At 65.5% G+C, this 24,094-nt stretch carries 21 protein-coding genes and 1 tRNA gene; 8 read left to right on the top strand and 14 right to left on the bottom strand.

The window, feature by feature from the left end; translation table 11 throughout:
• Positions 1-124: 124 nt before the first annotated feature.
• The 3 genes from CWS35_RS21250 to CWS35_RS21240 all read left to right on the top strand — a co-directional run bounded on the left by CWS35_RS21250 (position 125) and on the right by CWS35_RS21240 (position 7,123).
• Positions 125-3,283 (top strand): hypothetical protein, encoded by a 3,159-nt coding sequence (locus CWS35_RS21250; RefSeq protein ID WP_100953540.1) that lies wholly within the window; start codon positions 125-127, stop codon positions 3,281-3,283.
• The gene (locus tag CWS35_RS21245) at positions 3,280-4,950 is read left to right on the top strand and encodes an SWIM zinc finger family protein (RefSeq protein WP_100953538.1); all 1,671 of its coding nucleotides are present in this window, start codon (positions 3,280-3,282) and stop codon (positions 4,948-4,950) included. The genes CWS35_RS21250 and CWS35_RS21245 overlap by 4 nt, the downstream gene beginning before the upstream one ends.
• Before the next feature lie 349 nt (positions 4,951-5,299).
• Positions 5,300-7,123 carry a reverse transcriptase family protein gene (locus CWS35_RS21240; RefSeq protein ID WP_100953536.1) on the top strand — a complete coding sequence of 608 codons (1,824 nt, stop codon included), beginning with the start codon at positions 5,300-5,302 and terminating at the stop codon, positions 7,121-7,123.
• A gap of 227 nt (positions 7,124-7,350) precedes the next feature.
• On the opposite strand, the gene CWS35_RS21235 is transcribed toward CWS35_RS21240, so the two are convergent.
• Together CWS35_RS21235 and CWS35_RS21230 are read right to left on the bottom strand one after the other, a co-directional pair.
• Positions 7,351-7,435 (bottom strand) — tRNA-Leu (locus tag CWS35_RS21235).
• Positions 7,436-7,527: 92 nt separating this feature from the next.
• Entirely contained in the window at positions 7,528-7,773 is a 246-nt protein-coding gene (locus CWS35_RS21230) for a FliM/FliN family flagellar motor switch protein (protein WP_021080574.1), read from the bottom strand.
• Positions 7,774-7,833: 60 nt separating this feature from the next.
• On the opposite strand from CWS35_RS21230, the gene lipB reads away from it, so the two are divergent.
• Positions 7,834-8,562 (top strand): lipoyl(octanoyl) transferase LipB, encoded by a 729-nt coding sequence (gene lipB / locus CWS35_RS21225; protein WP_100953534.1) that lies wholly within the window; start codon positions 7,834-7,836, stop codon positions 8,560-8,562.
• 74 nt (positions 8,563-8,636) lie between these two features.
• Here the strand turns inward: lipB and CWS35_RS21220 are convergent, their stop codons facing one another.
• From CWS35_RS21220 to CWS35_RS40420, 9 genes are all read right to left on the bottom strand, one after another.
• Positions 8,637-9,119, bottom strand: a complete 483-nt coding sequence (locus CWS35_RS21220; protein ID WP_100953532.1) for a hypothetical protein — start codon at positions 9,117-9,119, stop codon at positions 8,637-8,639.
• 11 nt (positions 9,120-9,130) lie between these two features.
• Complete coding sequence (locus CWS35_RS21215) at positions 9,131-10,567, bottom strand: TIGR01777 family oxidoreductase (protein WP_100953530.1); 1,437 nt, start codon at positions 10,565-10,567, stop codon at positions 9,131-9,133.
• Positions 10,564-11,229, bottom strand: coding sequence for a DUF4166 domain-containing protein (locus tag CWS35_RS21210; RefSeq protein ID WP_100953528.1), 666 nt, complete (start codon positions 11,227-11,229; stop codon positions 10,564-10,566). Before CWS35_RS21210 ends, CWS35_RS21215 begins: the two co-directional genes overlap by 4 nt.
• Before the next feature lie 26 nt (positions 11,230-11,255).
• On the bottom strand, positions 11,256-11,813 hold the full coding sequence (locus CWS35_RS21205; RefSeq protein WP_100953526.1) for a GbsR/MarR family transcriptional regulator: 558 nt from the start codon (positions 11,811-11,813) through the stop codon (positions 11,256-11,258).
• Between the two features lie 99 nt (positions 11,814-11,912).
• Positions 11,913-12,212, bottom strand: a complete 300-nt coding sequence (locus CWS35_RS21200) for an acylphosphatase (protein WP_100953524.1) — start codon at positions 12,210-12,212, stop codon at positions 11,913-11,915.
• Positions 12,209-13,075, bottom strand: a complete 867-nt coding sequence (locus tag CWS35_RS21195) for an oxaloacetate decarboxylase (protein WP_024581273.1) — start codon at positions 13,073-13,075, stop codon at positions 12,209-12,211. Before CWS35_RS21195 ends, CWS35_RS21200 begins: the two co-directional genes overlap by 4 nt.
• 111 nt (positions 13,076-13,186) lie before the next feature.
• Entirely contained in the window at positions 13,187-15,202 is a 2,016-nt protein-coding gene (locus CWS35_RS21190) for an acetyl/propionyl/methylcrotonyl-CoA carboxylase subunit alpha (protein ID WP_100953522.1), read from the bottom strand.
• A gap of 180 nt (positions 15,203-15,382) precedes the next feature.
• Complete coding sequence (locus CWS35_RS21185; RefSeq protein WP_100956564.1) at positions 15,383-15,589, bottom strand: hypothetical protein; 207 nt, start codon at positions 15,587-15,589, stop codon at positions 15,383-15,385.
• A gap of 53 nt (positions 15,590-15,642) precedes the next feature.
• Positions 15,643-15,768 carry a hypothetical protein gene (locus CWS35_RS40420; protein ID WP_256387923.1) on the bottom strand — a complete coding sequence of 42 codons (126 nt, stop codon included), beginning with the start codon at positions 15,766-15,768 and terminating at the stop codon, positions 15,643-15,645.
• A gap of 163 nt (positions 15,769-15,931) precedes the next feature.
• Here CWS35_RS40420 and CWS35_RS21180 point away from each other — a divergent pair, with 163 nt between their 5' ends.
• Together CWS35_RS21180 and CWS35_RS21175 are read left to right on the top strand one after the other, a co-directional pair.
• Positions 15,932-16,693 carry a thermonuclease family protein gene (locus CWS35_RS21180; protein WP_024581270.1) on the top strand — a complete coding sequence of 254 codons (762 nt, stop codon included), beginning with the start codon at positions 15,932-15,934 and terminating at the stop codon, positions 16,691-16,693.
• A 101-nt stretch (positions 16,694-16,794) separates the two neighbouring features.
• Positions 16,795-19,263 (top strand): PAS domain-containing protein, encoded by a 2,469-nt coding sequence (locus CWS35_RS21175; protein ID WP_245438605.1) that lies wholly within the window; start codon positions 16,795-16,797, stop codon positions 19,261-19,263.
• A 20-nt stretch (positions 19,264-19,283) separates the two neighbouring features.
• On the opposite strand, the gene CWS35_RS21170 is transcribed toward CWS35_RS21175, so the two are convergent.
• The 3 genes from CWS35_RS21170 to CWS35_RS21160 form a co-directional block, all read right to left on the bottom strand.
• Positions 19,284-19,568 (bottom strand): septal ring lytic transglycosylase RlpA family protein, encoded by a 285-nt coding sequence (locus CWS35_RS21170; RefSeq protein ID WP_244442208.1) that lies wholly within the window; start codon positions 19,566-19,568, stop codon positions 19,284-19,286.
• 125 nt (positions 19,569-19,693) lie between these two features.
• The gene (locus CWS35_RS21165; RefSeq protein ID WP_100953518.1) at positions 19,694-22,405 is read right to left on the bottom strand and encodes an EAL domain-containing protein; all 2,712 of its coding nucleotides are present in this window, start codon (positions 22,403-22,405) and stop codon (positions 19,694-19,696) included.
• Positions 22,406-22,521: 116 nt separating this feature from the next.
• Entirely contained in the window at positions 22,522-23,058 is a 537-nt protein-coding gene (locus CWS35_RS21160) for a hypothetical protein (RefSeq protein WP_100953516.1), read from the bottom strand.
• A 350-nt stretch (positions 23,059-23,408) separates the two neighbouring features.
• Here CWS35_RS21160 and CWS35_RS21155 point away from each other — a divergent pair, with 350 nt between their 5' ends.
• Both CWS35_RS21155 and CWS35_RS21150 read left to right on the top strand, forming a co-directional pair.
• Positions 23,409-23,636: a hypothetical protein gene (locus tag CWS35_RS21155; protein ID WP_024581265.1), complete on the top strand. Its 228-nt coding sequence runs from the start codon at positions 23,409-23,411 to the stop codon at positions 23,634-23,636.
• A 92-nt stretch (positions 23,637-23,728) separates the two neighbouring features.
• Positions 23,729-24,079, top strand: coding sequence for a hypothetical protein (locus CWS35_RS21150; protein ID WP_157817200.1), 351 nt, complete (start codon positions 23,729-23,731; stop codon positions 24,077-24,079).
• Positions 24,080-24,094: the final 15 nt, after the last annotated feature.

Genomic DNA, 24,094 nt, shown 5'->3' with positions numbered 1-24,094 from the left:
GTGTTACAGAACCGCATCGGTCGGAACCTCGACGTCACACGCGAAGTCCGTCTGCACCAGGCGCCCATTGACGCAGCGCGCTCCGCTTGCGATGTAGTCCGCCCCGGACATCCCAGGGTGGTCAATGCAAGTCGTACGTTCCGTTCGCCTCTGGATGAAGGAAGGCGGTTCCGACAAGCTCTACGAAATCGATCTGGTCGATCTGGAACGTGCCGATAACGACGCACGCTATCTCGTCAATTTTAGATATGGCCGCCGCGGCACATCCCTGAGGGACGGAACCAAGACGACATCGCCGGTTACGCGCGCGAACGCCGAAAAGCTGTTCGACAGCGTCGTGGTATCCAAGATCAACGGTGGCTACCGCCGCATCGAGGGCGATGCACCGCCGTTGATCGCTCGCGATGCTGCTGCCGATGCCAACGGACGCGATGCGGAACTTCTCAGAAAGCTCGCGATCTGTGCGCGAAACGCGTGGCCGGAAAAGGAGCGCGACCGCCTGCTGTGGCGCCTCGGCGTAGTCCGGCTGGCGTCGGCCTATCCTCAACTCGCGGCCCTCGCCGAGAAGTTTGGCGCGGCGCATGCGAGTTACAGCCTGGTGTATGCGCTGGCACGCTGCGGCGGCGCGGACGCCTTCGACGTGTTGCGCCGCTGCGCCGACGTCAATGCCAGTCCGGTGACGCGCGATTACGCGGCCTATGCCCTCGCAAGCGAATTGATGGGCACGCGGCGATCGTCACCGCGACTGTCGCTGCCGCGAGCGTCAGATACCGCGGCGATGCGCGACATTGAGATGGCGCTCGTGAACGGCAATGGCGCCGGCTTGACGCAAGCGCTGCTGGCGGCGAACGGCGCGCATCCAGGTTTTGCCAATCAGTTCCTGATCGCCCTCGCCCATCAAGCACTCGCAGACTCCGCCGCGCGCAAGACGCTGCTCGCGGCCGTGCACGCGATGAGCCCGCGGCCGCCTTTCGTGCAGGTGCTGCGGCGCCTGTTCAAATATGCCGATCTCACCGACGACGGTCCGCTGTTCGCCGCGACGGCACGGCAATTCGAGTTGGCGACGCCGATGTATTATCGCGGCCGGATCTATAACGACCGCGTCTGGATACCGGGTTCCCGCCAGGCGCTGAAGCTCAGCGAGGAACAGCAGAGCGCAGCTCCGCGCATCGCGCTGTCCGACCAGACGCTGCTCTATTTCAAGCGGCGCACCTGGCGCATGCTGCGCAAGCGCGCCGAGCTCGGACAGGACGCCTTCACGGCGATGGCGAGCGACCTCCTCCTCGCCTTCACCGACGCCGATGGCACCAAGCCGGCGACGTGGACCGAGCATGTCCGGATCGACGGCAGCTTTCGTCCCATCCCCCATTCCACCGAAGCGCTCAGCCGCGTCTGGAGCGTCAGCCATCTGCTGCATGCCACGGCTGCAACCACGCGCTTCTATGACAAAGCGCTCACGCATCGCCATGTCGGCGCGCGTGCGCCAGCGCAGCGCGAGGAAGCGTTCCCCGCGCTATGGGATGCCCAGCCGCAGCGGCTGCTGCGCGTCGCGGCGCTGGCGCGCAATCATGCGGCGGCGCGGTTCGCGGCCGAAGCACTGCGTGAGGGTCCAGCACGCCCCGATGCGATGGATATCGCCGCGATCGGCGGCCTGCTGGCCTCGCCCTATCCGGAAGTCACTACGCTCGCGACCGCGATCGCGCGGCGTCTGATCGATGCCGGCAGGGCCGATGCGGCGTTGATCGCCGCACTGCTCGAGACGACGGCATCTGAGATGCGCGATCTGGCGATCCGCGCCATCGACGATCGCGCCGACTGGCCGTGGGCCAACCCCGCGCTTGCTCGCGCCGCGCTGACGAGCCCGTACGACGACGTGCAAGGCCGCGCTCGCCACTGGCTGCGCGATCGCGCGCCAGCACGAGAGCAGCGCGCCAGCGCAACGCAGGCGTTCGCGGCCTGGCTCGCGCAGTTACCGGCAGAACTTGACGCCCTGCAGCGCGCCGGCCTCGCCGCGGCTCTCGCGCTGCTGCCTCAGCTATGGCCAGATCGCGACTGCCCCCTCGAGCCCGAGGTGATCGAAGGCCTGACCGGCCACGCCAGCCCCGACGTGCAGGCGGCCAGCATCCAGCTCATCGCCGTGACGCCGACGCAGCCCGGCGACCTGCCGGAAGCATTCTGGCAGGCCATCTTGCAGGCCGATGCGCCGGAGATCCGCATCGCCTCGATGCGCCTGCTGGCGCGGCTCGACGACGCAGCGCTTGCGCAGCATCGCGATGGCATCACCCTGGCGGCCACCGGCGCCCATGCCGGGCTGCGCGCGGCCGCCCGTCCGCTTGTCGCGCGTCTTGCGGCGACCGATGAAGCTTTTGCCATCCGGCTGCGCGACGCATTGATGGCCGGCTTCTTCCGCGCCGAGCCGGTCGAAGGCCATGCCGCCGACATGGTGACGCTGTTCGTCGAAGCCTTGCCGCAGGCCGCGGCCGGCATCGACGATGGTACGCTCTGGCGCCTGTTGCAGGCACGTGCCGGCGGCGCCCGCATGCTGGGCGCGACACTGTTGGAGAGCCGCGCCCCGTCGCACTTCTCGATCCGGCAGCTTGCGCGCCTCGGCAACCATCCGTTCGCCGCCGTGCGCCGCTTCGCGCTTCATGCCTTTGAAGCTGACGAGGCCCGCTTCCGCGCCGACCCGCAGAACGCCGTGCTGCTGGTCGAGAGCGAGTGGGACGACGTACGAACGACCGCGGTGAACCGCCTCACCGCCTGGCCCGGCGACGCGCTGCCCGCGGCCGCGTTGGCCGTCATGGCGGACTCGACCGTACCGGCGGTGCAGGACGGCGCCCGCCTGCTGCTGCGGCGCAGCCTCGCCGACGGCGATATCGCCGAGGTGCTGGGGCGCGTGCTGGAGCACCCTTCCGGCAGCTTCCATCTCTTTGTCACCGAATTGATCACCGGCCAGTCGCTGGCGGATGCGACGATCTTCGCCAAGTTCCTCACCCAGGCCCGCATCATCCTGATGCAGATCAACCGCGGGCGTATCGCCAAGGACCGGATCTTCACGGCACTGCGCAACGAGGCGCTGGCGCACCGCGATCGCGCGGCCGCGATCGCACAGCTCCTGCACGACTTCACGCTCAGCGTGACCCTGCGTGACAAGGCGCCCGCGTTGATCATCCTGCGCGACGTCGCGCATGCCTGGCCGGATCTCGCGCTGCCCATCACCGTGGCCCGCGCCGGTCGCACGGCGCCGGGCGGCGGCTCGCAAACCAGCGGAACCGCCGCATGAATTTCGCATATCGATTTCTCGGCAGCACCAGCGCCTCGTCCGACGCCGCCTCATCGTCGTTCGCCTTCGCGCCGGACACGCTGCGTCAGCCGACGTTCTTCACCGGCAAGGTCGCGCGTCACCTCGCATTCCGCGAGGCGATCTCCGCGCTGCATCATGTCGTCGTCTCGGACCTGCGCTTCAAGCCGCGCGACCGCACCGCCTATTTCGAGTGGCTGAAGCAGAACGAGGCCAACTTCCTCGCCGAGGCGACAACGCAGTCCGCGGCGATCAGGCCGCGCATCGCGGAATTGCAGGACCGCATCCGCGGCTTCGACCGCGAGCGCGATCGGCTGATGAAGCCGTTCTGGGCGGCGCGGCAATCCTATTTCAACTACCTCTACAAGCAGAACCGCGACGCCTGGATCGTGCTCGATCCGGTCATAACAGTGCACCCGGACGAGATCTTCTTCGAGTGCTTCAGCCTCGACGAATCGAGCTACGGGCGGCTGTCGTGCGACCACGACGTGTTCGAGAACCTCGGCGAGATGGCTTTCGGCACCACCAATATCGACTATAGCCACGCGCTCTACGACGAATTCCAGAAAATCCGCTCCTATCGCGACACCACGCTCACCATCGACCCCACCGGGTTCGAGGTGCAGACCGGCGACGAGCTCGACTTCCGCGAGGAGAAGATCGACCTGCCGGATAGCTGGGTGCGCGGCTTCCTGCAGGTGTCGAGCGCCATGACCCTGCCGGCGCATGTATTCGACCTGCATCCCGTGGACATGGCCAACATCCTCACCCGCCTCGCGCAGAAGAAGGAGAAGGCCGGCCCGCGTTCGCTGCGGTTCGTGCTGAAGCCGGACGCGCCGGTGGAAGTGGTGATCGAGCCATGGGGCGAGCGACTCACGTTCCGTCGCTCGATCTATCGCGGCAGTTCAGCCGCCGAGATCCGCATCTGGGGCCGGCGGCGGCTGGCGATCCTCGGGCGGGCGCTGCCCCTGGCGCGCTCGGTGCGGGTGCACCTGACCGGGAGTGGCCTGCCGTCGTTCTTCGTCGTCGACTTCGGCGGCCTGCGCTTCACGCTCGGCCTGTCGGGCTGGACCGCGAATGACTGGTCGTCCGCCGGACAATTCGATTTGCTCGCGCCGCGCCACAAGGTCGACAACGACACCGCGCAACGTGTTTTCGCGGCGCTCGGCAAGTCCCACGCGGCGAGCGCCGCCGAGCTGGCACGACAGACCGGCGTCGACCAGACGCTCGTGCACGCGGCGCTGACGGCCTACACCCAGGCCGGGCGCGCCATGTTCGATCTCGACAAGTCGCTGTACCGTCTGCGCGAGCTGACGCGCGAGCCGTTGTCGCCGGCCCAGTTGCGCTTCTCGAGCGCGCAGGAGGAGAAGGCCGATCGCCTGATCGACGCCAACCTGGTGACGATCGGCAGCATCGATCGCAACCAGGGCGCTCGCGCCATCAGCGGCAGCGTGCTCGACAATGCCCGCACCGAGCAGGTGAACCTCGTCATCGACGAGGACGACCGTCTCATCGAGGCGCGATGCAGCTGTCACTTCTACGGCCACAACAAGATGATGCGCGGTCCTTGCGAGCACATGCTCGCGCTGCGCCGGATCTTCCATTCGCAAGTCGAGGGCGTCGCCCAGGACGGACCCGCCATCGCATGAGTGACATGAAAGCTTCGAGCGCCAGAGCCGGCTTGAATCTCCGGCGACAATTCGCGTATCACTGCATTCGGAAGGGCGCAGGCCGGTCAGGACCTTGCAACCCGGGCGGCGTATCGCCGTCCTTGCACCATGACCACGCATGCGTCACTGGCCCGATCTTCACTGGGCCGGGGCAGTCCACCCGTACGCAATCGCAGAATGGGTTCTTTGAACCCAATTGCGTACGGGTGGACGCCCCGGCGTCGAGTGGATCGATCCAGTTCTTAGAAGAGACGAAGGCAATCCGGCCTGCGCCCTTTCCGATCCCCCTCCGCGACTCCGCCACACTCCTGACCGGAGGGCCGGCCGCGTGAACGAGACCGTTGCTCCGGGCACGCTGACGCGTCAGGAACTCTACGACCGCATCCGCCAGTCGTCGAAGGACGAGGTCATCCTCGAAGAGATGATCCGGCTCGGTTTCTGGCCCGACGGCGAAGACGCACCGGCGCCCGCCGCGGAGGTGATCCGCGCCCGCGCCGATGCGATGCGCGAGCTTACCGAGTTGCAGCGCCAGAACGCCACGCTCGGTGATCCCGCGCGGGCGCTGAAGGAAATGCACAAGCGCCGCAAGGCCGAGGCGATGGCGCGGCGGCAGGAGACCAAGCGTCGCAACGCCGAGGCACGACAAAGCCGGGCCTTTGCCTGGTACGATCGGCGCAAGCGCGATGTGCTCTATCTCGGCGAGGACGTCTCGCACGGCCTTCATACCCACACCACCGCCACGCCCCTGCGCGATGGCCTGCCCCCGCTCACCGATGCCAAGGCGCTGGCCGACGCGATGGGCGTGCCGCTGGGTGAGCTGCGCTTCCTCGCCTTCAACAGGAAAGTGGCCTCGGTCAATCACTACCAGCGCTTCACGATCCCCAAGAAGAGCGGCGGCGAGCGGTTGATCTCGGCGCCGATGCCGCGCCTCAAGCGCGCGCAGTACTGGGTGCTCGACAACATTCTCGCGCGGGTGCCGCTGCATGATGCCGCGCATGGATTTGCGCCTGAGCGTTCCATCCTGACCAATGCGCGCAACCATGTCGGCCGCGACGTGGTGATCAATCTCGATCTCAAGGACTTCTTCCCGACCCTGACCTATGCTCGCGTCAAGGGTTTGTTCGAGGCGCTGGGCTACACGGAGGCGGTCGCGATCCCGCTTGCGCTGCTGTGCACCGAGCCGATGGTCGACGAAGTGTCGCTCGATGGCGAGCGCCATTTCATCGCCGACGGCCCGCGGCTGCTGCCGCAGGGCGCGCCGACCAGCCCGGCGATCACCAACCTGATCTGCCGCAAACTCGACCGGCGCCTTGTCGGCCTCGCGCGGACACTCGGCTTCGTCTACAGCCGCTACGCCGACGACCTGACCTTCTCCGGCTCGGGCGAAGCGGTGAAAAAGATCGGGACACTGCTCAAGGCCGTGCACGGTATCGTCGGGGCCGAAGGGTTCAATATCCATCCGGACAAGACGCGCGTGATGCGCCGCTCGTCGCGCCAGGAGGTTACCGGCCTCACCGTGAACGAGGCGGCGGCGGTGCCGCGCGACCTGTTGCGCCGCTACCGCGCCGTGCTGCAGCAGGTCGAGCGCCACGGGCCGGAGGGCAAGCATTTCGGCCCCGGCAAGGACGTGATCCGCTCGCTGCTCGGCTTCGGCCATTTCGCCGTGATGGTGGATCCTGCGAGCGGCACGCCGCTGCTTCAGCGTGCGCAACGCCTCGCCGCGCAATACGCGCCAACGCGCTCCGCGCGGCGCCCGACCCGCGCCGCATTCCGCAAGGCCGCGGCCACCGGCCAGATGCCGCCTGGCCGACAATGGGCACCCGCGGAGCGCCCACCGCCAGCGCCGGACCCAGTGCTGGTCGCGCTGGCACGGCAGGACGAAAAGAAGCGGGCTGCGCAAGCGCGCACGGCAGCGCCCAGCCCGTCGCGCATGCCCAATGTTCCGCCTCCACCGGCGGGTGCGACGCACGCAGCCGGCCCGCAGCCTGCCCCCGCGGCAGGCCCGGCGACGGCACCTGGCAGGAAAAGGCCACCGTGGTTCGTCACCGCATTGGTGATCCTGGCCGCGCTCGCCCTGCTGCCGGTCCCCGGCGGCCCCGCGATCGCCGGCGCAATATTGTTTTTCTACTTCAGGCGATGGTGGCGGCGCTGAGCCAACGCCCCTGTCTGATCAGGCTCGAGCGGCCAAAGCCGAACAGGCGATCGGGAGTTCGAGCGGAAGAATCGCTGTGGGCGATTCAACGCAGGCCGCGGCATGGTGGTGGGCTTCTGCGCGAGCCAGAACCGGACGCCAAACCCCAACATCCAGGGTTCCCACCACGCCCATATCGGGCCGCGCCGGAACCAAAACCGTAACGATTTCAATGCAAATTCTGGGGGTGGTGCGCTCGGAGGGACTCGAACCCCCACGGTGTTACCCACTGCCACCTCAAGGCAGCGCGTCTACCAATTCCGCCACGAGCGCTAAGGATGTCGGATGGAACCCTAAGGCGCCGCCGCATCGACGGGGCCATGTAACAAATCACGGATGCAGGGACAAGCGGCTTGATGCTTGAATTAACTGCGAACCCCGGGAGATTTCGGCAGCATTTGCTTGACCTCGACCGCAATCCGGTTGCGGTCGACCAATACCACGCCGCTCGCGACCGGCAGGTTGTTCGCGAGGATCTTGACCTCGTCGGCCTCGGTGGCATCCAGTTCGATGATGGCGCCACGGGACAGCCGCATGACCTGGTGAATCGGCATGGTGGTGGTGCCGAGGACCACCATGAGATCTACGCTGACTTTATCGAGGGTGGGCACTTCTGAACCGCCGAACGGGAACTAAATTGTGAGTTCACCTGACCACGTTAGGGTTAGCTAATGGTTAACGACCGCCAAAGCCTCGATCTGACAACGTTTGCACGCCCTGCGGGCGGCGGCGCGGTCGAATGGCGGATTTCCGACCAGGCGGTGCCCTACCCGGATTCTCTCGCCACGATGGATGCACGGGTCGCCGCCATCGCTGCGGGCGAGGCACCGGAGCTGGTTTGGCTGTTGGAGCACCCGCCGCTCTACACCTCCGGCACCAGCGGCAAGGCCGACGACCTGCTCGACCCGCGCTTTCCGACCTTCCAGAGCGGCCGCGGCGGCCAGGTCACGTATCACGGTCCGGGCCAGCGCGTGGCTTACGTCATGCTCGACCTCAAGCGGCGTCGGCCGGACGTGCGCGCCTACGTCGCCTCGCTGGAGGAATGGATCATCCGTACCCTGGCTGCCTTCAACGTCCGCGGCGAGCGCCGCGAGGACCGCGTAGGCGTCTGGGTGAAACGGCCGGACAAGGGGCCGGGCTTTGAGGACAAGATCGCCGCGATCGGCGTGCGGCTGCGCCGCTGGGTCTCGTTCCACGGCATCGCCATCAATGTCGAGCCTGAGCTATCGCACTTCCAGGCGATCGTGCCCTGCGGCGTGGTCGATCCGCGCTATGGCGTCACCTCGCTGATCGATCTCGGGCTGCCGGTCACGATGGCCGATGTCGACATCGCGCTCCGGCAGGCGTTTTCCGAGGTGTTTGGAGATATCGCGGCGCGCCTGCCGGAAGCGACTGCGTAGGACTCGCTCCGCTTTTTCGACAAGACCGGCGACGTCACGTTCCGCGGCCTATCCGAAGCGCTCGGTCAAACGAGTCATACCGGCTCAGAGGCGATGCTCCGAAGCGAGGCCTTTGCGGCGATGAACCAATACGTCACACCCGCAGCAAGTCCGGCCACAACGAACACTCCGGCAGCGCCCGATGTCCATATCGCGAATGGCTGATCGATCGGGCCACCCTGCCCCCGCGCACATGCTGCGGTGACCCGATCGAAGAAGCCAACGCAAACAGCTCCAATCACCGCACCTGCGCAGCCGAAGAAAACGACTGAGCGCACCCGGAATTTTTCACTCAAGCAGATGACGATGGCTGATGGAATCGCTGACAACAAGCAGATGAAGATAAAGTCGATGAGCACGAGAAGCGGAACTATCGAACCGGTTAGAAAAATTGGCGACGGCGGACTTCGGCTTACCCCGATCACAACGACGATCATCTCGAAGCCGGAGGAAACCGCCGTCGCGGCCCCACACGCGGCAAGCCACCCTCCGAATGCCCGGGAACAGACGCTGGACATCCCGCTCTCCTCTACAAGATCGCCTCGAACGCGCTGCGCAGCGTCTCGTGTCGGAACACGAACCCATTGCTGAGCGCCTTGTTCGGCAGCACGCGCTGGCCGCCGAGCAGGAGTTCGTCGGCGAAGTCGCCACCGATGGTGCGTAGCAGCGCGGCAGGCACGCGGAAGATCGCGGGCCTGTGCAAGCGGCGTCCGAGCTCCTCGGTGAATTTCGTGTTGGTCACCGGGATCGGCGCCGTCGCGTTGATCGGACCGGAGAGCTCGGGCTTCGCAATCACATGGGCGATCAGGCGCACCAGATCGTCGCGCTCGATCCACGACATCCACTGCCTGCCCGAGCCGAGCGGGCCGCCGAGCCCGAACTCGAACGGCGTCAGCATCCGCGTGATGAAGCCGCCATCGGTGCCGACCACGAGACCGATTCGCAAATAAGCCACGCGCACACCGTGATCGGCGGCGGGTCTGGCTGCATTCTCCCAAGCCTCGCATAGCTCGTGACTGAAGCAGGCATGGGATTTCGCCGACTCGGTCAGCACCTGGTCCTGCCAGAGCCCGTACCAGCCGATCGCCGAGCCGCTGACCAAGACCTGCGGCTTGCGTTCGAGGCGCGCGATCAACTTGACGACATCAGCGGTCATGTCGACACGCGAGGCGATGATCTTGCGCCGCTTGGCCTCGGTCCACAGGCCGTTGCCGATCGGTTCGCCGGCCAGATTGACGATGGCATCGATCGTCGAGCTGGCGGGCAACTGGTCGAGGCTGGTGATCAGCGTCACCGGCGGCGGCAGCGTCTCGGCCTTGGCCGGGTTGCGGATCAACGCGATCACCTGATGACCCGATGCGGTGAGACCCGCGACCAGGCGGCTGCCGATGAAGCCGGTCGCGCCGGTGACCAGCACGGTCTGCCGCGCCGGCAATTTCTCGACCAGCATCGCGGCCGGCCGGCTTGCCATCCGCCCGAGGCGTCGCGACGCGGCAACGTCGCGCGCACCGAACAGTGCCGCACCGACCGCCGCGGCGGTCGCAAACAGACTCAGGGCACCGGCATAGGCCGGCACGACGGCGGTGGGCTGCATGGCCCAGCCGATCAGCACCGGCACCAGCAGCACGAGGATCGCGCCATAATTGATCGCCAGCAGCGTGTGATTGATCCGCTCGCTCGGCGGCAGCTTGCGGCTTAGATCCTCCTCGACGAAATCCAGCAGGGTGATGACGATCTCGACGACCAGCACGACCAGCACGGCAATCGCGAGAACGCCGTGCACCTCGAGCCAGCCGAGCACCAGGAACAGCAGCGCATAGAGCATGTTGCGCAGGCTGTGCAGTTGCAGCTCACGACGCTGCGACGGACGCCACGCCAGCCGCTCGGTGAACTCGTGGTGATAGAAGGTGTCGAACGCGCCCATCGCGATCTGGATCGCGACCAGGGTCCATAGCAGCGGTGTCATGACGAGGCCTCCCTGAACACGGCGGACTGCCGCAGCAGCCGGCCCAAACGCGGGTGGATGATCTCCAGCGTGAAGCGGAAGTCGCCGCAGCCGAGATCGGAATGAGTCACCGTGAGGTCGCCGGGCGTGAGCCATTCGGGCAGCGCCAGCCGGAACGGACCGAGTTGCAGCGAATAGCCGACGCTGCGAAACACCAGCGCCTCGTGCTCGACCGAGATCCCAAGCGCCATGCTGATGCCGAAGCCGACATACTCTTCGAGCCCGGTCGGACCGGCGAAGCGCTTGGCGGAATGAATCACCTGCGGGAAGCCGTTGCGGCGGGCACAGATGCGGGTCCAGATCTGGCCGCCGCTCGCAGCGTTCTCGGTGACCGTGACGATCATCGGCACGCGCATCTCGTTGCCGGTCGGAAGCGGTCCGCCGATCAGCCGTGCAACCTGCGCCAGCCACCAGCCGGCGCGACTGCTCGAGGCCTCTTCGACTTCGCCGACATAGACGACGGTGTTGCCGTCCTCGACGCGCGTCGAGAACCGCCGCCAGATCGCAACCGGCAGCCGGCCCCAATCCTCGTCCGACAGCAAGGCGCGGAAGCGACGGTCATCGAGCAGTTTGGTATCGGAAGCCGGCGCTGTCTTTAAGGTGGGTATCCTCGCTGACGCCATCGCACACTCCCGTTACGCCGTGGCCCCTATTTGGCTCTGCCTGTGGGCAGGAAACTCACGATCTTCTCGCCGAGCTTGATCAGCGCGACCAGACGCGGCCGCGGCACGTTCAGCATCTGCGAGTACCAGCGGTCGACCAGTTCGGTGAATGTCAGCATCTCCTTCAGCCGCTTGCTGGCGAGCGGACTGATGGTGGGATCGTCGGCAGCGTCGGAGACGCAGGCGCGCAGCGCGGCGAGCGCGGGATCGATCTCGCGCTCCTTGCGCCGGGCCGCGATCTTCGCCGCGACCTCCCAGATGTCGGTCTCGGCCTCGAAGTGGTCGCGACGGTCGCCGAGGATCGGTACCCGCCGGATCAGGCCACAGGACAACAGCTCCTTGATCGAATTGGAGACGTTGGAGCGCGCCATGCCGAGCGTGTCGGCGATGTCCTCCGCCGTCATCGGCGCCTCGGCGAGATAGAGCAGCCCGTGGATCTGGCTGACCGAGCGGTTGACCCCCCATTCGTCGCCCATGTCGCCCCAATGCAGGATGAAGCGTTCGACGACGGCAGGAAGTTTCTTCTTAGCTGTTATTTCTGTCATAACAGAAATATCAGATTATTCGGACTGGAAGTCAAGAGCCGCCAAAGGCCGTTCGGCCGCAAACGTCGTCGACGGTGAGATGGATGGCGTTGTGGCAGGTCAGACCGTCGGCAGGAAGGCGAACCGCTCACCCGCCCCGCGCAGATTCAACAAATCGGACGTGCCGGCATCTTCCCGCACGCGGTCGACGCGCGCCGAGATCGGGCCGCGGCCGCATGCCGTAATCATGTCGGCGACGACGCCGTCGGGACCGGCGAACACCGCCTCGACGCTGCCATCGCGGCGGTTGCGGACCCAGCCTTCGAGGCTGCGCGCGTTCGCATGTTCGCGAACCCAGGCGCGATAGCCGACGCCCTGGACGCGTCCGGTGATCGTGACGTGGCGGATCACACCGCTCACTTCTTCAGGCCGAGGAACTCGCCGCTGCGCGCCCTGGTCTCGGCCTCGCGCATCACGCGACCGGTCAGTTCGGACGATGCGATACCCTTGAGGTTCTTCGGCGAAGTGCCTTCGCGCAGCGCCTTCAACGTCTCGTAGACGGCCTGGGTCGCGGCAGCGAACGGCGCATGGCCCTGTAGTGCGATCCTGACGCGCTGGCTCGCCAGATAGTCCGGCGCGGTCATCTCCTCCGGCGCGCCGCCGAGCACGATCGGCAGCGTCGTCGCGGCCGACAGCGCCTCCAATTCGCCACGGGATTTGATGCCGGTGAAGAACAAGCCGTCGACGCCGACCGCCTGATAGGCCTTCGCGCGCGCGATCGCGTCGTCGAGATTGGTGATCGAGGCGGCGCCGGTCCGGCCCAGGATGACGAGCGATGGATCGCTGCGGCCGTCGAGCGCGGCCTTCATCTTGCCGACGCCCTCCTCGCACGAGATCAGCTGCGTCTTGGCCTCGCCGAACGCCTGCGGCAGCAGCGTGTCCTCGATGGTGAGGCCGGCGGCACCGGCGGCCTCCACTTCCTGGACCGTGCGGCGAACGTTGAGCGCATTGCCGTAGCCATGGTCGGCATCGACCAGCACCGGCAGCGTCGATGCACGCGACATCCGGCGGATCTGCTCGGCGAACTCGGTCAGCGTGATCAGTGCAATGTCGGGATCGCCGAGCACGGCGAGCGAGGCCACCGAGCCGCCGAACATGCCGAGCTCGAAGCCGAGATCTTCCGCGATCCGGATCGAGGTCGCATCATAAACCGAGCCCGGCCGAATGCAGCTCGATCCGTTGAGGATGGATCGCAGAGCTTCGCGGCGTTTGCGGAAGGCCATGTTGTTGTTTCCCTCGACGTCATTGCGAGGAGCGAAGCGACGAAGCAATCCATCTCTCACATACGCTTGCGCGGTCAGATGGATTGCTTCGCTGCGCTCGCAATGATGAATCTATGCGAACTCCAGGATCAGCGCGTCGACCGCGAGCGTGGCGCCGGCGGTGGCGTGGATCTTCTTCACCGTGCCGTCGCGCTCGGCGCGCAGCACGTTCTGCATCTTCATGGCTTCGACCACCGCGAGCGTCTCGCCGGCCTTGACCTCCTGGCCCTCGGTCACCGCGATCGAGACCACGAGACCCGGCATCGGACACAGCAGCTTCTTGCCGGTGTCGGCCGCCGAGGTCACCGGCATCAGCCGCGCCGAGGTCGCCTCGGTCTCGGTGAAGACATAGACCGGCACCTCGAAACCCTGATGCGCGAGGCGGAAGCCGTTGTTGATCGCCCGCACCTGCACGGCGACGAAATTGCCGTCGATGGTGCCCTGCCAGACCGGCTCGCCCGGCGCCCAACTCGACACCAGATTGTGCGGATTGCCGGGCAGCCCGTCGGCGCCGACGAAGCGCACCGCGATGGCGTCATCCTCGCGCGCGACGTCGAGCGCAATCTCGGCGCGATCGAGCCACACCGCGCGGCGGCGCTCGCGCTGCACCACGCGGCCGCCCATCTGGCCGGAAATCTGCCGCTTGCGTTCGCCCAGCACATGATCGATCGCGGCGCCGACTGCCGCAAGCCGCCGAGCGATCTCGCCCTCGGGCGCGCGCGCCGAAAATCCCTTGGGGAATTCCTCAGCGATGAAGCCGGTCGAGAGCCGTCCCTCGCGCCAGCGCGGATGATTCATCAACGCCGACAGGAACGGGATGTTGTGCCTGATGCCGTCGACATAGAAGGCGTCGAGCGCGGTCGCCTGCGCCTCGATCGCGGCAGCGCGCGACGGGGCGTGAGTGACGAGCTTGGCGATCATCGGGTCGTAATAGATCGAGATCTCGCCGCCTTCCTGCACGCCGGTGTCGTTGCGAATGGTGATCCCGTCATGGCTGGCTTCGGCCGGCGGGCGGTACTTCACGAGGCGGCCGATCGACGGCAGGAAGTTGCGGAACGGATCCTCGGCATAGACGCGGGACTCCACCGCCCAGCCGGTCAAGGTGACGTCCTTCTGCGCGAGCGCGAGCTTCTCGCCGGCGGCGACGCGGATCATCTGCTCGACGAGGTCGATGCCGGTGATCAGTTCGGTAACGGGATGCTCGACCTGCAGGCGGGTGTTCATCTCCAGGAAGTAGAAGCTCTTGTCCTGGCCAGCGACGAACTCCACGGTGCCGGCCGAATCGTAGTTCACGGCCTTGGCCAGCGCGACGGCCTGCTCGCCCATCTTGCGGCGGGTGGTCTCGTCGAGCAGCGGCGACGGCGCCTCCTCGATGACCTTCTGGTTGCGGCGCTGGATCGAACATTCGCGCTCGCCGAGATAGATTACGTTGCCATGCTTGTCGCCGAGGATCTGGATCTCGATGTGCCTGGGATCGACGATGAATTTCTCGATGAACACGCGATCGTCGCCGAACGACGCCTTCGCCTCGGCCTTGGCGAGGTTGAAGCCTTCAGCGACCTCTCCCTTCGAATGCGCGATGCGCATGCCCTTGCCACCGCCGCCGGCAGAGGCCTTGATCATCACGGGATAGCCGATCTCGTCGGCGATCTGGACCGCGTGCTTGTCGTCCTCGATCACGCCGAGATGACCGGGCACGGTCGAGACCTTGGCCTTCGCAGCCGCCTTCTTGGACTCGATCTTGTCGCCCATCGCGGCGATCGCGCCGGGGTTCGGACCGATGAAGACGATGCCGGCGGCCTCCAGCGCGCGCGGAAACGCCTCGCGCTCGGACAGGAAGCCGTAGCCGGGATGCACCGCCTGCGCGCCGGTCTTGCGGCAGGCCTCGACGATCTTGTCGATCAACAGATAGCTCTCGGCCGCAGCCGGCGGACCGATCAGCACGGCCTCGTCGGCCATCTCGACATGCAGCGCGTCGCGGTCGGCCTCGGAGTAGACGGCGACCGTCTCAATCCCCATACGGCGCGCAGTCTTGATGACCCGGCAGGCGATCTCGCCGCGGTTGGCGATCAGAATTCGTTTGAACATGCTCTTCTTGCTTGGGCTTTTTAGGACTTGGGCTGTTGGCAGGATTCCTCCCCGCGCAATCTGGCACGGGCGATTGGGCGTAACCACTCCGTTGGTACAGCAAATTGCCCCGGAGGCAACGGTCTAATGCAGGACCTCCCCGGTGCTTCGCCGGTCCGCGGCGGTAGCCTGAGGAGTATCTCAGCCCGAATAGGTCTTGAACCGGCCGCGCGAATAGGCCTTGGCCACGGCTTTCATCAGCTCGCTGACCTCGTTCTCCAGGAATTCATTGGCCACGATCAGCGCCCGGATGGTAGCGCGCAAGTCCCCGCCGCAGGCGGAAATGGCCTGATCGACAGCGCCTTCCAGCCCGTCATCGTCGTCAGATTCGGGCCGTGCAGACATCATGGAGTATCCGGGATTCAGTTGATGCATCATGTTCCTATTTTGTTCCTATCGAGTCAATCGGATCTTTGATCGGACGCTGCCTCTTGGGGCGCCTTCTTCTTCCGCCAGCGCGCGAGGCATTGCAGGGTCCAGATGTCGGTGATGAAGTCGGCGAGGATGTTGATGATGAACTCGGCCATGTGCATCCCTTCCATGGAGGCATCTGGCCGTTCTACGTCGCGGAACGCCTGTCAGGCTGTGACGGTGCGCACGCATCTGTCTCTTCTCGCGAACAGTCCTTGGTTGGATCGTACCTGCATGTGCTAGAAGTCCGGCTGCCCGCCAAAGATCCGAAGTGAGAACATGCGGTTTCGTCATCCGGTCATCACGACCCTTCTCCTGACATGCCTGTCGGCGAGCCCTGGTTTCTCGGCCACGGCGATCGTCAAGGACGCCGGCACCGTTCAGCTCGGCAACACCACCTACCGGCTCGACGGCATCGACGCGCCGGCGGTCGACCAACTCTGCATCGACGAGCATGCCGACGTCTGGACCTGCGGGATCGAAGCGCGCGACCAGCTGACGAGACTGATCGGCGGCAAGCAGGTTCACTGCGACGATATCGGCGTCGACCCCAGCTTCAAGAAGCGCCGGCTCGGCGTCTGCAAGCTCGAGGGCGACCCGACCAGCCTCAGCCAGGTCATGATTCAGAAGGGTTACGCCCTCAATGTCGAGAGCTCGGCCACTGGCCGATTCAAGCCGGATGAAGCCACCGCCAGGGACAATCGCGTGGGCCTCTGGAAGGGATGCTTCGTGGCGCCGCGCGATTTTCGTCTCGGCAAGAAGGATGGCACCCTGCTCGGCACCGCCTGCCCGGCCGATCGCGACACGCAGATCCGCGACGCGCTGTTTCCCGCCGACCTGCCGATGCCGGCAAGCTGCAACATCAAGGGCAAGTACGCGGTGCGTGCCCGCGTCACCGGCAATGTCGGCATCTATCATTTGCAGGCCTGCCGCAGTTACCCGGGCCTCGGCAATCCGGATCGCTGGTTCTGCTCCGAGGAGGATGCGCAGGCCGCCGGGTTCCGCCGGGCCTATAATTGCCGTCCACCGAAGGGCAAATGAAGCACAAGTGACGAGCGAGTGAAGAGCAGAGATCGCCGCAAATCAGGCTGGCAAAGCCGCCTCGTCCTGTGTGACACTGCGCCAAGAGGTTGCCGGCGCGTATGACCCCTTCCGATCCCTCTGATGTGCTCCCCGAAGCGGCGGCAGCCGAACGGCTGCGGCAGCACCTTGAGGAGATCGCACGCGAGCGCGACCGGGCCCATCGCGAGCTGCTCGAGCGCGAGGCGGAGCTGGCGCGAATTCAGCGCATCGCCCGGGTCGGCGGGCTCGAGATCGATTTCCGCGACGGCGTGCGCAACCGCCGCTCTCCCGAATATCTGCTGGTACACGGCCTGCCGCCGGAAGAGGTCAACGAGACCTACGAGAACTGGGTCGCGCGCATCCATCCCGACGATCGCGAACGCACCATCCGCCACCTGTTCGGCGTGCTCAAATCCGGCGGCGAGGACTACACGGCGGAGTACCGCATCGTCCGGCCGAACGATGGCGAGAACCGCTGGATCCGCGTCGTCGCCAAGATCGAGCGCGACCGCAGCGGCCGCGCGCTGCGGCTGGTCGGCGCCGATCTCGACGTCACCGACCAGATGCTGGCGCAGGAGACCCTGCGCGAAAGCGAGGAACGCTTCCGCCTGATCGCCGACAGCGCCCCGGTCCCGATCTGGGTGACCAAGCTGGACCGCACCCGCTCCTTCGCCAACCAGGCCTATCTCGATTTCCTCGGACTGCCGTTCGAGGAAGCGATCGTGTTCGACTGGCGCAAGGCGCTGCATCCGGACGATCTGCCCAAGATCCTGCAAGAGCAGATCACCGGCGAGCTGTCGCTGAAGCCATTCGTGCTCGAGGCCCGCTATCGAAACGCCGCCGGCGACTGGCGCTGGCTACGCTCGGAGTCGCAGCCGCGCTGGGATCCGAACGGCAAGCATATCGGCTTCATCGGCGTCGCCCACGACATCACCGCCGCCAAGCAGGCCGAGATCGAGCTGCGCAAGCTCAACGAGTCGCTGGAGCGGCGTATCACAGAACGCACCGCGCAGCTCGAGTCCAGCGAGGCGCAGATGCGCGCGATCCTGGAGACCAGCCATCAACATCAGGGGCTGCTCAACCAGGACGGCGAATTGCTTTACGCCAACCGCACCGCATTGGCCGGCATTCGCGCCGGCGCCGCCGATGTCGTCGGCAAGCCGTTCTGGGAGACGCCCTGGTTCAGCGCGACCGAAGGCGCGCCGGAAACGATCAGGGATGCCTTCACCACGGCAATGCGCGGCGAGGACGTCAAGTCCGAACTGCCGCTGCGGCTGCCGATCGGTGACCGCCATTTCGACTTCGAGATGCGGCCGCTGCGGGACCAACATGGAACGATCGTCGGTGCGGTGCCGGAGGCCGTCGACATCACCGAACGGCGCCGCGGCGAGGAAGCCTTGCGGCAATCGCAGAAGATGGAAGCGGTCGGCCAGCTCACCGGCGGCGTCGCGCATGATTTCAACAACCTGCTCACGATCATTCGCTCGGCGACCGACTTCCTGCGCCGCCGCGAGTTGCCGGATGAACGGCGCCGCCGCTACATCGACGCGATCTCGGAGACCGTTGAGCGCGCCTCCAAGCTCACCGCGCAACTGCTGGCATTCGCGCGCAGGCAGCCGCTCAAACCCGAAGTGTTCAATGTCGGGTCGCAAGTCGACAGCGTCGCGCAGCTGATCCGCCCACTGGTCGGTGGACGGATTCACATCGAAGTCCGGATCGAGGATCCCGACTGTTTCGCGATCGCCGATATCGGCCAGTTCGAGACCGCGCTGATCAACCTTGCGGTCAACGGCCGTGACGCCATGAACGGCGAAGGCTTGCTGACGATCGGCGTCAGGAAGGTCAGGAACATCCCTGCCCTGCGCGCCCAGGCCTCGCGCAGCGGCGATTTCGTCACCGTCTCGATCCAGGATACCGGCACCGGCATCTCGCCGGAAAATCTCGATGCGATCTTCGAGCCGTTCTTCACGACCAAGGAGGTCGGCAAGGGAACCGGCCTGGGCTTGAGCCAGGCGTTCGGCTTCGTCAAGCAATCCGACGGCGACATCGAGGTCACCAGCACGCCCGGGCACGGCGCGACCTTCACCATCTATCTGCCGCAGGCGATGCGCCCGGCCGACACCAAGGTCGCCGCCAGCGCAGGCATCGAGCAGGCATCGATCGGCCGCGGCTATCGCGTCCTCGTGGTGGAAGACAACGACGATGTCGGCCAGTTCTCCACCGAACTGCTCGAGGACCTCGGCTATTCGGTCAAGCGCGCGGCAAATGCCAATGCGGCACTCTCGATCCTCTCCGAGAACGAGTTCGCCGCTGACCTCGTGTTCTCGGATGTGATCATGCCGGGCATGAACGGGGTCGAACTCGCCGGCGTGATCCGCGATCGCTTTCCCGGCCTGCCGGTGGTGCTGACCAGCGGCTACAGCAACGTGCTCGCCGAGAACGCACACAGCGGCTTCGAACTGATCCAGAAGCCCTATTCGGTCGAGGCGCTGTCGCGCACGCTCCGCAAGGCGATCGCCGAGCAGCGGACGACAGCGGCCAAGTCCTGACCACGAGCGCCGGCTACGCCCTACTCGATCTCAACATGCGCAACGCCGAGCTGAAGGATGCCGAGCGCGCGGGCCGCCGTGGTCGAGACGTCGATGATCCGTCCGCGGACGAACGGGCCGCGGTCATTGACGCGACAGCGGATCGATTTTCCGCGATAGGACACCGTGACCATGCTGCCGAATGGCCGCTTGCGGTGCGCGCAAGTCATCTCGCCACTCTTGCCGATGCCACGATAATAGGACGCAAGGCCACTTTCCGCGCTTGCCATGCATGACGCAAACAGCAGCATGGCCGCGGACATCATTGCGGTTTTCATTGATCGCCTGCCGGTCGAGCCCCGCAAGGGAACGCGGTTCCACGGTTTCGGTTCCGTGTTCGTCGCGCCAGCCGGTCGATTTCTAGGAACTTGCCGTCGAAGGAACTGCCGACTCAAGCGGCGTTTTCGACGCCTTCCGCCGCGAGCAGCGTCCGGACGTCCTGCGCCGGAACCGGCCTGCTAAACAGGTAGCCCTGCATTTGCGTGCAGCCGAGCATCTGCACGGTGTCGCGCTGCTGATCGGTCTCGACGCCCTCGGCGGTGGTGATCATGTTGCGGTCGGCGGCGATCGACACCACCGCACGGATGATCGACGCCGAGCCCGAATTGCGGGTGACTTCCTTGACGAAGCTGCGGTCGATCTTGATCTTGTCGAACGGAAATCGTTGCAGATATTGCAGCGACGAGTAGCCGGTGCCGAAATCGTCGAGCGCGATGTGGACGCCCAGTGCGCGAAGCTGGCCGAGCGTGACCAGCGCCGCATCGTCGTCGGCGATCAGCACTGCCTCGGTGATCTCGAGTTCGAGCCTGCGCGGGTCGAGCCCGCTCTCCGCCAGCGCGTTCGCAACCTTGAGCGCCAGCGTCTCCGACTTGAACTGGATCGGCGAGACGTTGACGGCGACGCGCACATGCGCCGGCCACCCCGCCGCCTCGATGCAGGCGGTGCGCAGCACCCACTGCCCGATCTCCTCGATCAATCCAGTTTCCTCGGCCACCGGGATGAACTCGACCGGCGAGATCATGCCGCGCACCGGATGACGCCAGCGCAGCAGCGCCTCGCAGCCGGTCACCTCGTCGCTGCGCAGATCGACCAGCGGCTGGTAGTGCAGCTCGAAACCGCCCTCGGCCAACGCGCTGCGCAGATCGGCCTCCAATGCGCGGCGCAGATTGGCCTGCTTCTCCATCGCCGGATCGAAGAAACGATAAGTCCGGCGGCCGGCAGCCTTTGCCGCATACATGGCAAGGTCGGCGCATTTCAGCAATTCGAACAGATCGGTGCCGTGGCGTGGCGCGATCGCGATCCCGATGCTGGCATCGCTCGAGAGCCGATGGCCGAGGCAGTCGAACGGCGTGCGCAGCGACTGATAGATGCGCGCCACGAGGTCGCTGACAGCGTCGTCGGACGCGATGTCGTGCTGCACGATCGCGAACTCGTCGCCGCCGAGGCGCGCGATGAAGTCATTCGCCCCGACCGATTGGCGCAGCTTGCCGGCCACGCCGCGGAGGAATTCGTCGCCGATCAGATGACCGAGCGTGTCGTTGATCCGCTTGAACTCGTCGATGTCGATATAGTGGATCGCGAATTCGCGCCCGGCGGCCTTGCGCAGCAGTTCTTCGGCATGACGCTGGAACAGCATGCGGTTCGGCAGATTGGTCAAGGCATCATAATGCGCGAGATATTCGATCCGCGCCTGCGCGCGCCGCCCGTCGGTGACGTCCTCCAGCGTGGTGGCCCAGCCGCCATCCGGCGCACGCTTGTAGATCAGGTGGATGCTGCGGCCGTCCGGGGTATCGATCACCACATCCTGGACCCTGTCGTTGTCAGGATTGGTGAATCGGGCGCAGTATCCATCGACATCGCCAACGAACGAGCCGGTCGCCTCGCGGTGCAGGATGAGGTCGCGCAGATGACATCCGGGCTTGGCGACATCGGGCGATAGGCCGAACATCTCGATATATTGCTGGTTGCAGATCACCAGTCGCGCCGAGGCGTCGAACAGCAGCAGCCCCTGCGCCATGGTGTTGATCGCGGTGTCGAGGTGCTGGCTTTTCTCGGACAGCTTGCGCTGGGCCGCATCATGCTGTCGCTGCAATTGGCGGACGATCAGGAAGATCGTCATGATGACGATGAGCACCGCGAGCACCGCAGCGCAAAATTGCAGCTTGGTCTGGGCGCGCCAGTCCTCCAGCGCGCTGGCAGTCCGTGTGGTGGCAAGGATCATGATCGGAAAGTGCGACAGTGACTTCACCGCCCCGACATTCTCCTCGCCGGAGGCCCCGACGAACCGCCCGGACGTGTTGCCGCCGAGGCTGATGACCTTCCGGAACAGCGGCTGGTCGACGATGTTGTGGCCGACCACGCCGGCGTCCTGCGGATAGCGCGCGATGATCGTGCCGTCGCGATGGATCATCGAGATCACGGTGTCGCCGTTCAGCGCCAGCGAGCCCACGAAATCCTCGAAATGACTGGGCTCGACGCCGCGGCTGGCGAAGCCGATGATCTCGCCGTTACGCCCGGTGATCTTGCGCGCAAAGATCGTGGTCCAGTTGCCGGTCACCTTGCTCACCGCCGGCTCGACGATGACGGGCGATGTCGGCCGCCCCGAGGTGAATTCCTTGAAATAGCGCCGGTCGGCGATGCTGATGTCGGGCACCGGCCACATCTCGGATGAGTTGATCAGCCATCCCTTGGCGCTGAAAAGATTGAGACCGCCGACATGCGGCAGCGCCGCCAGCCGCGTCCGCAGCATCTCGTGCGCACTCAGCAGCGACATGTTCTTCTCGAACTGGTCGGCGGTCTCGACCTGTTCGGACCGCAGATAGTTCAAGACATCGTCGTGGATATGCTGGAGATCGCTGAGCTGCTGGTCGAAATGCCGGGACAGCAGCAGCGCGGTGTTGTTGAGCTCGCGCTCGGACATCTCCAGCGCGCGCTCGCGAAACTGCAGCGCGAGATAGCCGGTACCGAGCGTGATCGCGAGCACGAGCAGCGCGGCACTCAGGACGAGCCACTGAATGGCGCCCATCCTGATCGCGCGCAACACACCTTTGATCGACAGCCGCCGGTACTCCGGCTTCACGCTGTTCGTTGAGACAACCGACATTTTCCTGCCCCTGCGGGTGCTCTTGTACGGGAACACAACCCAAGGGGTGGTTAGGAAAATCAGTTATCGGACGGTTAAGGCGGATGCGCAGAAAACGTCGATCGGTACGACGATCGTCAGGACGCGGCCGCAGCGAGCGACGACGCCGTCGCTTCCTTCAGGCTGCACTCGATCAACGCGCCTTCGATGGTGAATTTCGAGAACGGTGAGAACGGCGTTACGGCCTTGAGCGCGGCGAAGAATTGCGAGTCACCTGGGCTCTTCAGGAGAAACCGCACGTGGTTGGCCGACAGCGCGTCACGCGACAGCCAGACCACGCCGGAGAACAGCGCCACCAGCATCTGCGCGTAATCGCCGGCACCGGCGATGCCGAGATCGTAGATCGGAGACACGTTGACGAAGCGCGCGCTGAGCGCCGGCGCCGAATATCGGCTCATCAAGAGACGTCTGACCTGGCAGACCGCGTGGACCCGTTCTCCGTCGGTCAGGTGATACAGCCCCTGGCTGTCACCTTCCCTGGCCGTCAGCGCCTCAAAGGCGCTCATGCCGCCGAAGGTCGCAATATCCTCGCCGACGCCTTCAGCGTCCTTCTTCCATTGTGCCTTGATAAGACGCCAGGACCGCTCGGGATCCTTGATTGGCAAAAGCCGCATAGTTACCCGAAGGTTAGCGCGAAGGCCTCGATCGGAGCGATATTATGTCGCAGGCATTAAGCCTTTGCTTACAGCGGTAGCCGGTTGCGTCGACGTGACGGCTGGCCCGGCGATGCGTAGCGGGATGAAGCGAAGGGAAGTCCGGGGAGCCTTCACAAGGGCTGGCGCGCGCCCGGATTTCGCGTCGTCTCATCCAGGCTATAAACTCGCACAGGAGTTCGCGATCGCACAGAACTCACCATCAGCAACGCGCTTGACGGGCAATCCTTTCGGTCGGCGACGGGCGATGGCCATGCCATCCCGGGCCTGCTCAGATATCGACATTGCGACAACAGGAGTTCTGCCGCGAAATGGACGCACTGACGCTGTTCGGATTGTTCGCCGTGACCATGATGCTCGTCTGCTACGCAGCCGAAGACCGCAGCCCCTGGTTCATCCTGGCCTTCGCGGTCTCGTGCGCGCTGGGTTCGGCCTACGGTTTCATGCAGGGCGCCTGGCCGTTCGGCCTGGTCGAAGCGATCTGGGCCGTCGTTGCGGCGCGCCGATGGCTGATACGTCGAACCGCGGACACCGCGTAACGTTATAGTATCCGTAGCCAATCTGTCGCGGAGACGAACTTGAATGCGCGCGGTCGGGGCGCTAATTAAGGCGCATGGCCGCTTCGCGCACCATGATTCAGTCTTCCGCTCACGCATCGGGATCGCGCCGCTGGCGCAGCCTGCTCGCGGGACTGATTTCGCTTGCGCTGGTGCTGTCGTTCTTCCACGGCTGGACCTCCGACCGTGATGACGATGCAGCTCCCGTCGCCTCGATCGCACTGTCGATCGACGACACCGGCGGCAAGGCCCCGGCGCATCCGGCTTCGCTTCACGGCGATCATTGCCTGACGCATGTCGCTTCGGTCGCTCCGCAAGAGACCGCCTTCCCGATCGCTTATGCGGTGCATAGCTACGGCGATGACAGCATCGCCCTGCCGGAGGCGGCCGATCGCCTCTCTCCATTCGAGCCACCGCGTGCCTGATCCGGTCAACATGAC

The sequence above is a fragment of the Bradyrhizobium sp. SK17 genome (genome assembly GCF_002831585.1).
In the GTDB taxonomy this organism is placed as follows: domain Bacteria; phylum Pseudomonadota; class Alphaproteobacteria; order Rhizobiales; family Xanthobacteraceae; genus Bradyrhizobium.
The sequence above is the reverse complement of the archived record's forward strand: the minus strand, read 5'-3'. Positions and strand labels throughout refer to the sequence as shown.

What these genes read in the sequence shown, in the direction of transcription:
- CWS35_RS21150 (WP_157817200.1), top strand. Translation starts at nt 23,729, where the DNA reads ATGATTCAGTCTTCCGCTCACGCATCGGGATCGCGCCGCTGGCGCAGC.
- CWS35_RS21215 (WP_100953530.1), bottom strand. Translation starts at nt 10,567, where the DNA reads ATGACACCGCTGCTATGGACCCTGGTCGCGATCCAGATCGCGATGGGC.
- CWS35_RS21250 (WP_100953540.1), top strand. Translation starts at nt 125, where the DNA reads ATGCAAGTCGTACGTTCCGTTCGCCTCTGGATGAAGGAAGGCGGTTCC.
- CWS35_RS21205 (WP_100953526.1), bottom strand. Translation starts at nt 11,813, where the DNA reads ATGACAGAAATAACAGCTAAGAAGAAACTTCCTGCCGTCGTCGAACGC.
- CWS35_RS21155 (WP_024581265.1), top strand. Translation starts at nt 23,409, where the DNA reads ATGGACGCACTGACGCTGTTCGGATTGTTCGCCGTGACCATGATGCTC.
- CWS35_RS21245 (WP_100953538.1), top strand. Translation starts at nt 3,280, where the DNA reads ATGAATTTCGCATATCGATTTCTCGGCAGCACCAGCGCCTCGTCCGAC.
- CWS35_RS21175 (WP_245438605.1), top strand. Translation starts at nt 16,795, where the DNA reads ATGACCCCTTCCGATCCCTCTGATGTGCTCCCCGAAGCGGCGGCAGCC.
- CWS35_RS40420 (WP_256387923.1), bottom strand. Translation starts at nt 15,768, where the DNA reads ATGGCCGAGTTCATCATCAACATCCTCGCCGACTTCATCACCGACATC.
- CWS35_RS21185 (WP_100956564.1), bottom strand. Translation starts at nt 15,589, where the DNA reads ATGATGTCTGCACGGCCCGAATCTGACGACGATGACGGGCTGGAAGGC.
- CWS35_RS21170 (WP_244442208.1), bottom strand. Translation starts at nt 19,568, where the DNA reads ATGATGTCCGCGGCCATGCTGCTGTTTGCGTCATGCATGGCAAGCGCG.
- CWS35_RS21220 (WP_100953532.1), bottom strand. Translation starts at nt 9,119, where the DNA reads ATGTCCAGCGTCTGTTCCCGGGCATTCGGAGGGTGGCTTGCCGCGTGT.
- CWS35_RS21180 (WP_024581270.1), top strand. Translation starts at nt 15,932, where the DNA reads ATGCGGTTTCGTCATCCGGTCATCACGACCCTTCTCCTGACATGCCTG.
- lipB (WP_100953534.1), top strand. Translation starts at nt 7,834, where the DNA reads ATGGTTAACGACCGCCAAAGCCTCGATCTGACAACGTTTGCACGCCCT.
- CWS35_RS21195 (WP_024581273.1), bottom strand. Translation starts at nt 13,075, where the DNA reads ATGGCCTTCCGCAAACGCCGCGAAGCTCTGCGATCCATCCTCAACGGA.
- CWS35_RS21190 (WP_100953522.1), bottom strand. Translation starts at nt 15,202, where the DNA reads ATGTTCAAACGAATTCTGATCGCCAACCGCGGCGAGATCGCCTGCCGG.
- CWS35_RS21210 (WP_100953528.1), bottom strand. Translation starts at nt 11,229, where the DNA reads ATGGCGTCAGCGAGGATACCCACCTTAAAGACAGCGCCGGCTTCCGAT.
- CWS35_RS21165 (WP_100953518.1), bottom strand. Translation starts at nt 22,405, where the DNA reads ATGTCGGTTGTCTCAACGAACAGCGTGAAGCCGGAGTACCGGCGGCTG.
- CWS35_RS21160 (WP_100953516.1), bottom strand. Translation starts at nt 23,058, where the DNA reads ATGCGGCTTTTGCCAATCAAGGATCCCGAGCGGTCCTGGCGTCTTATC.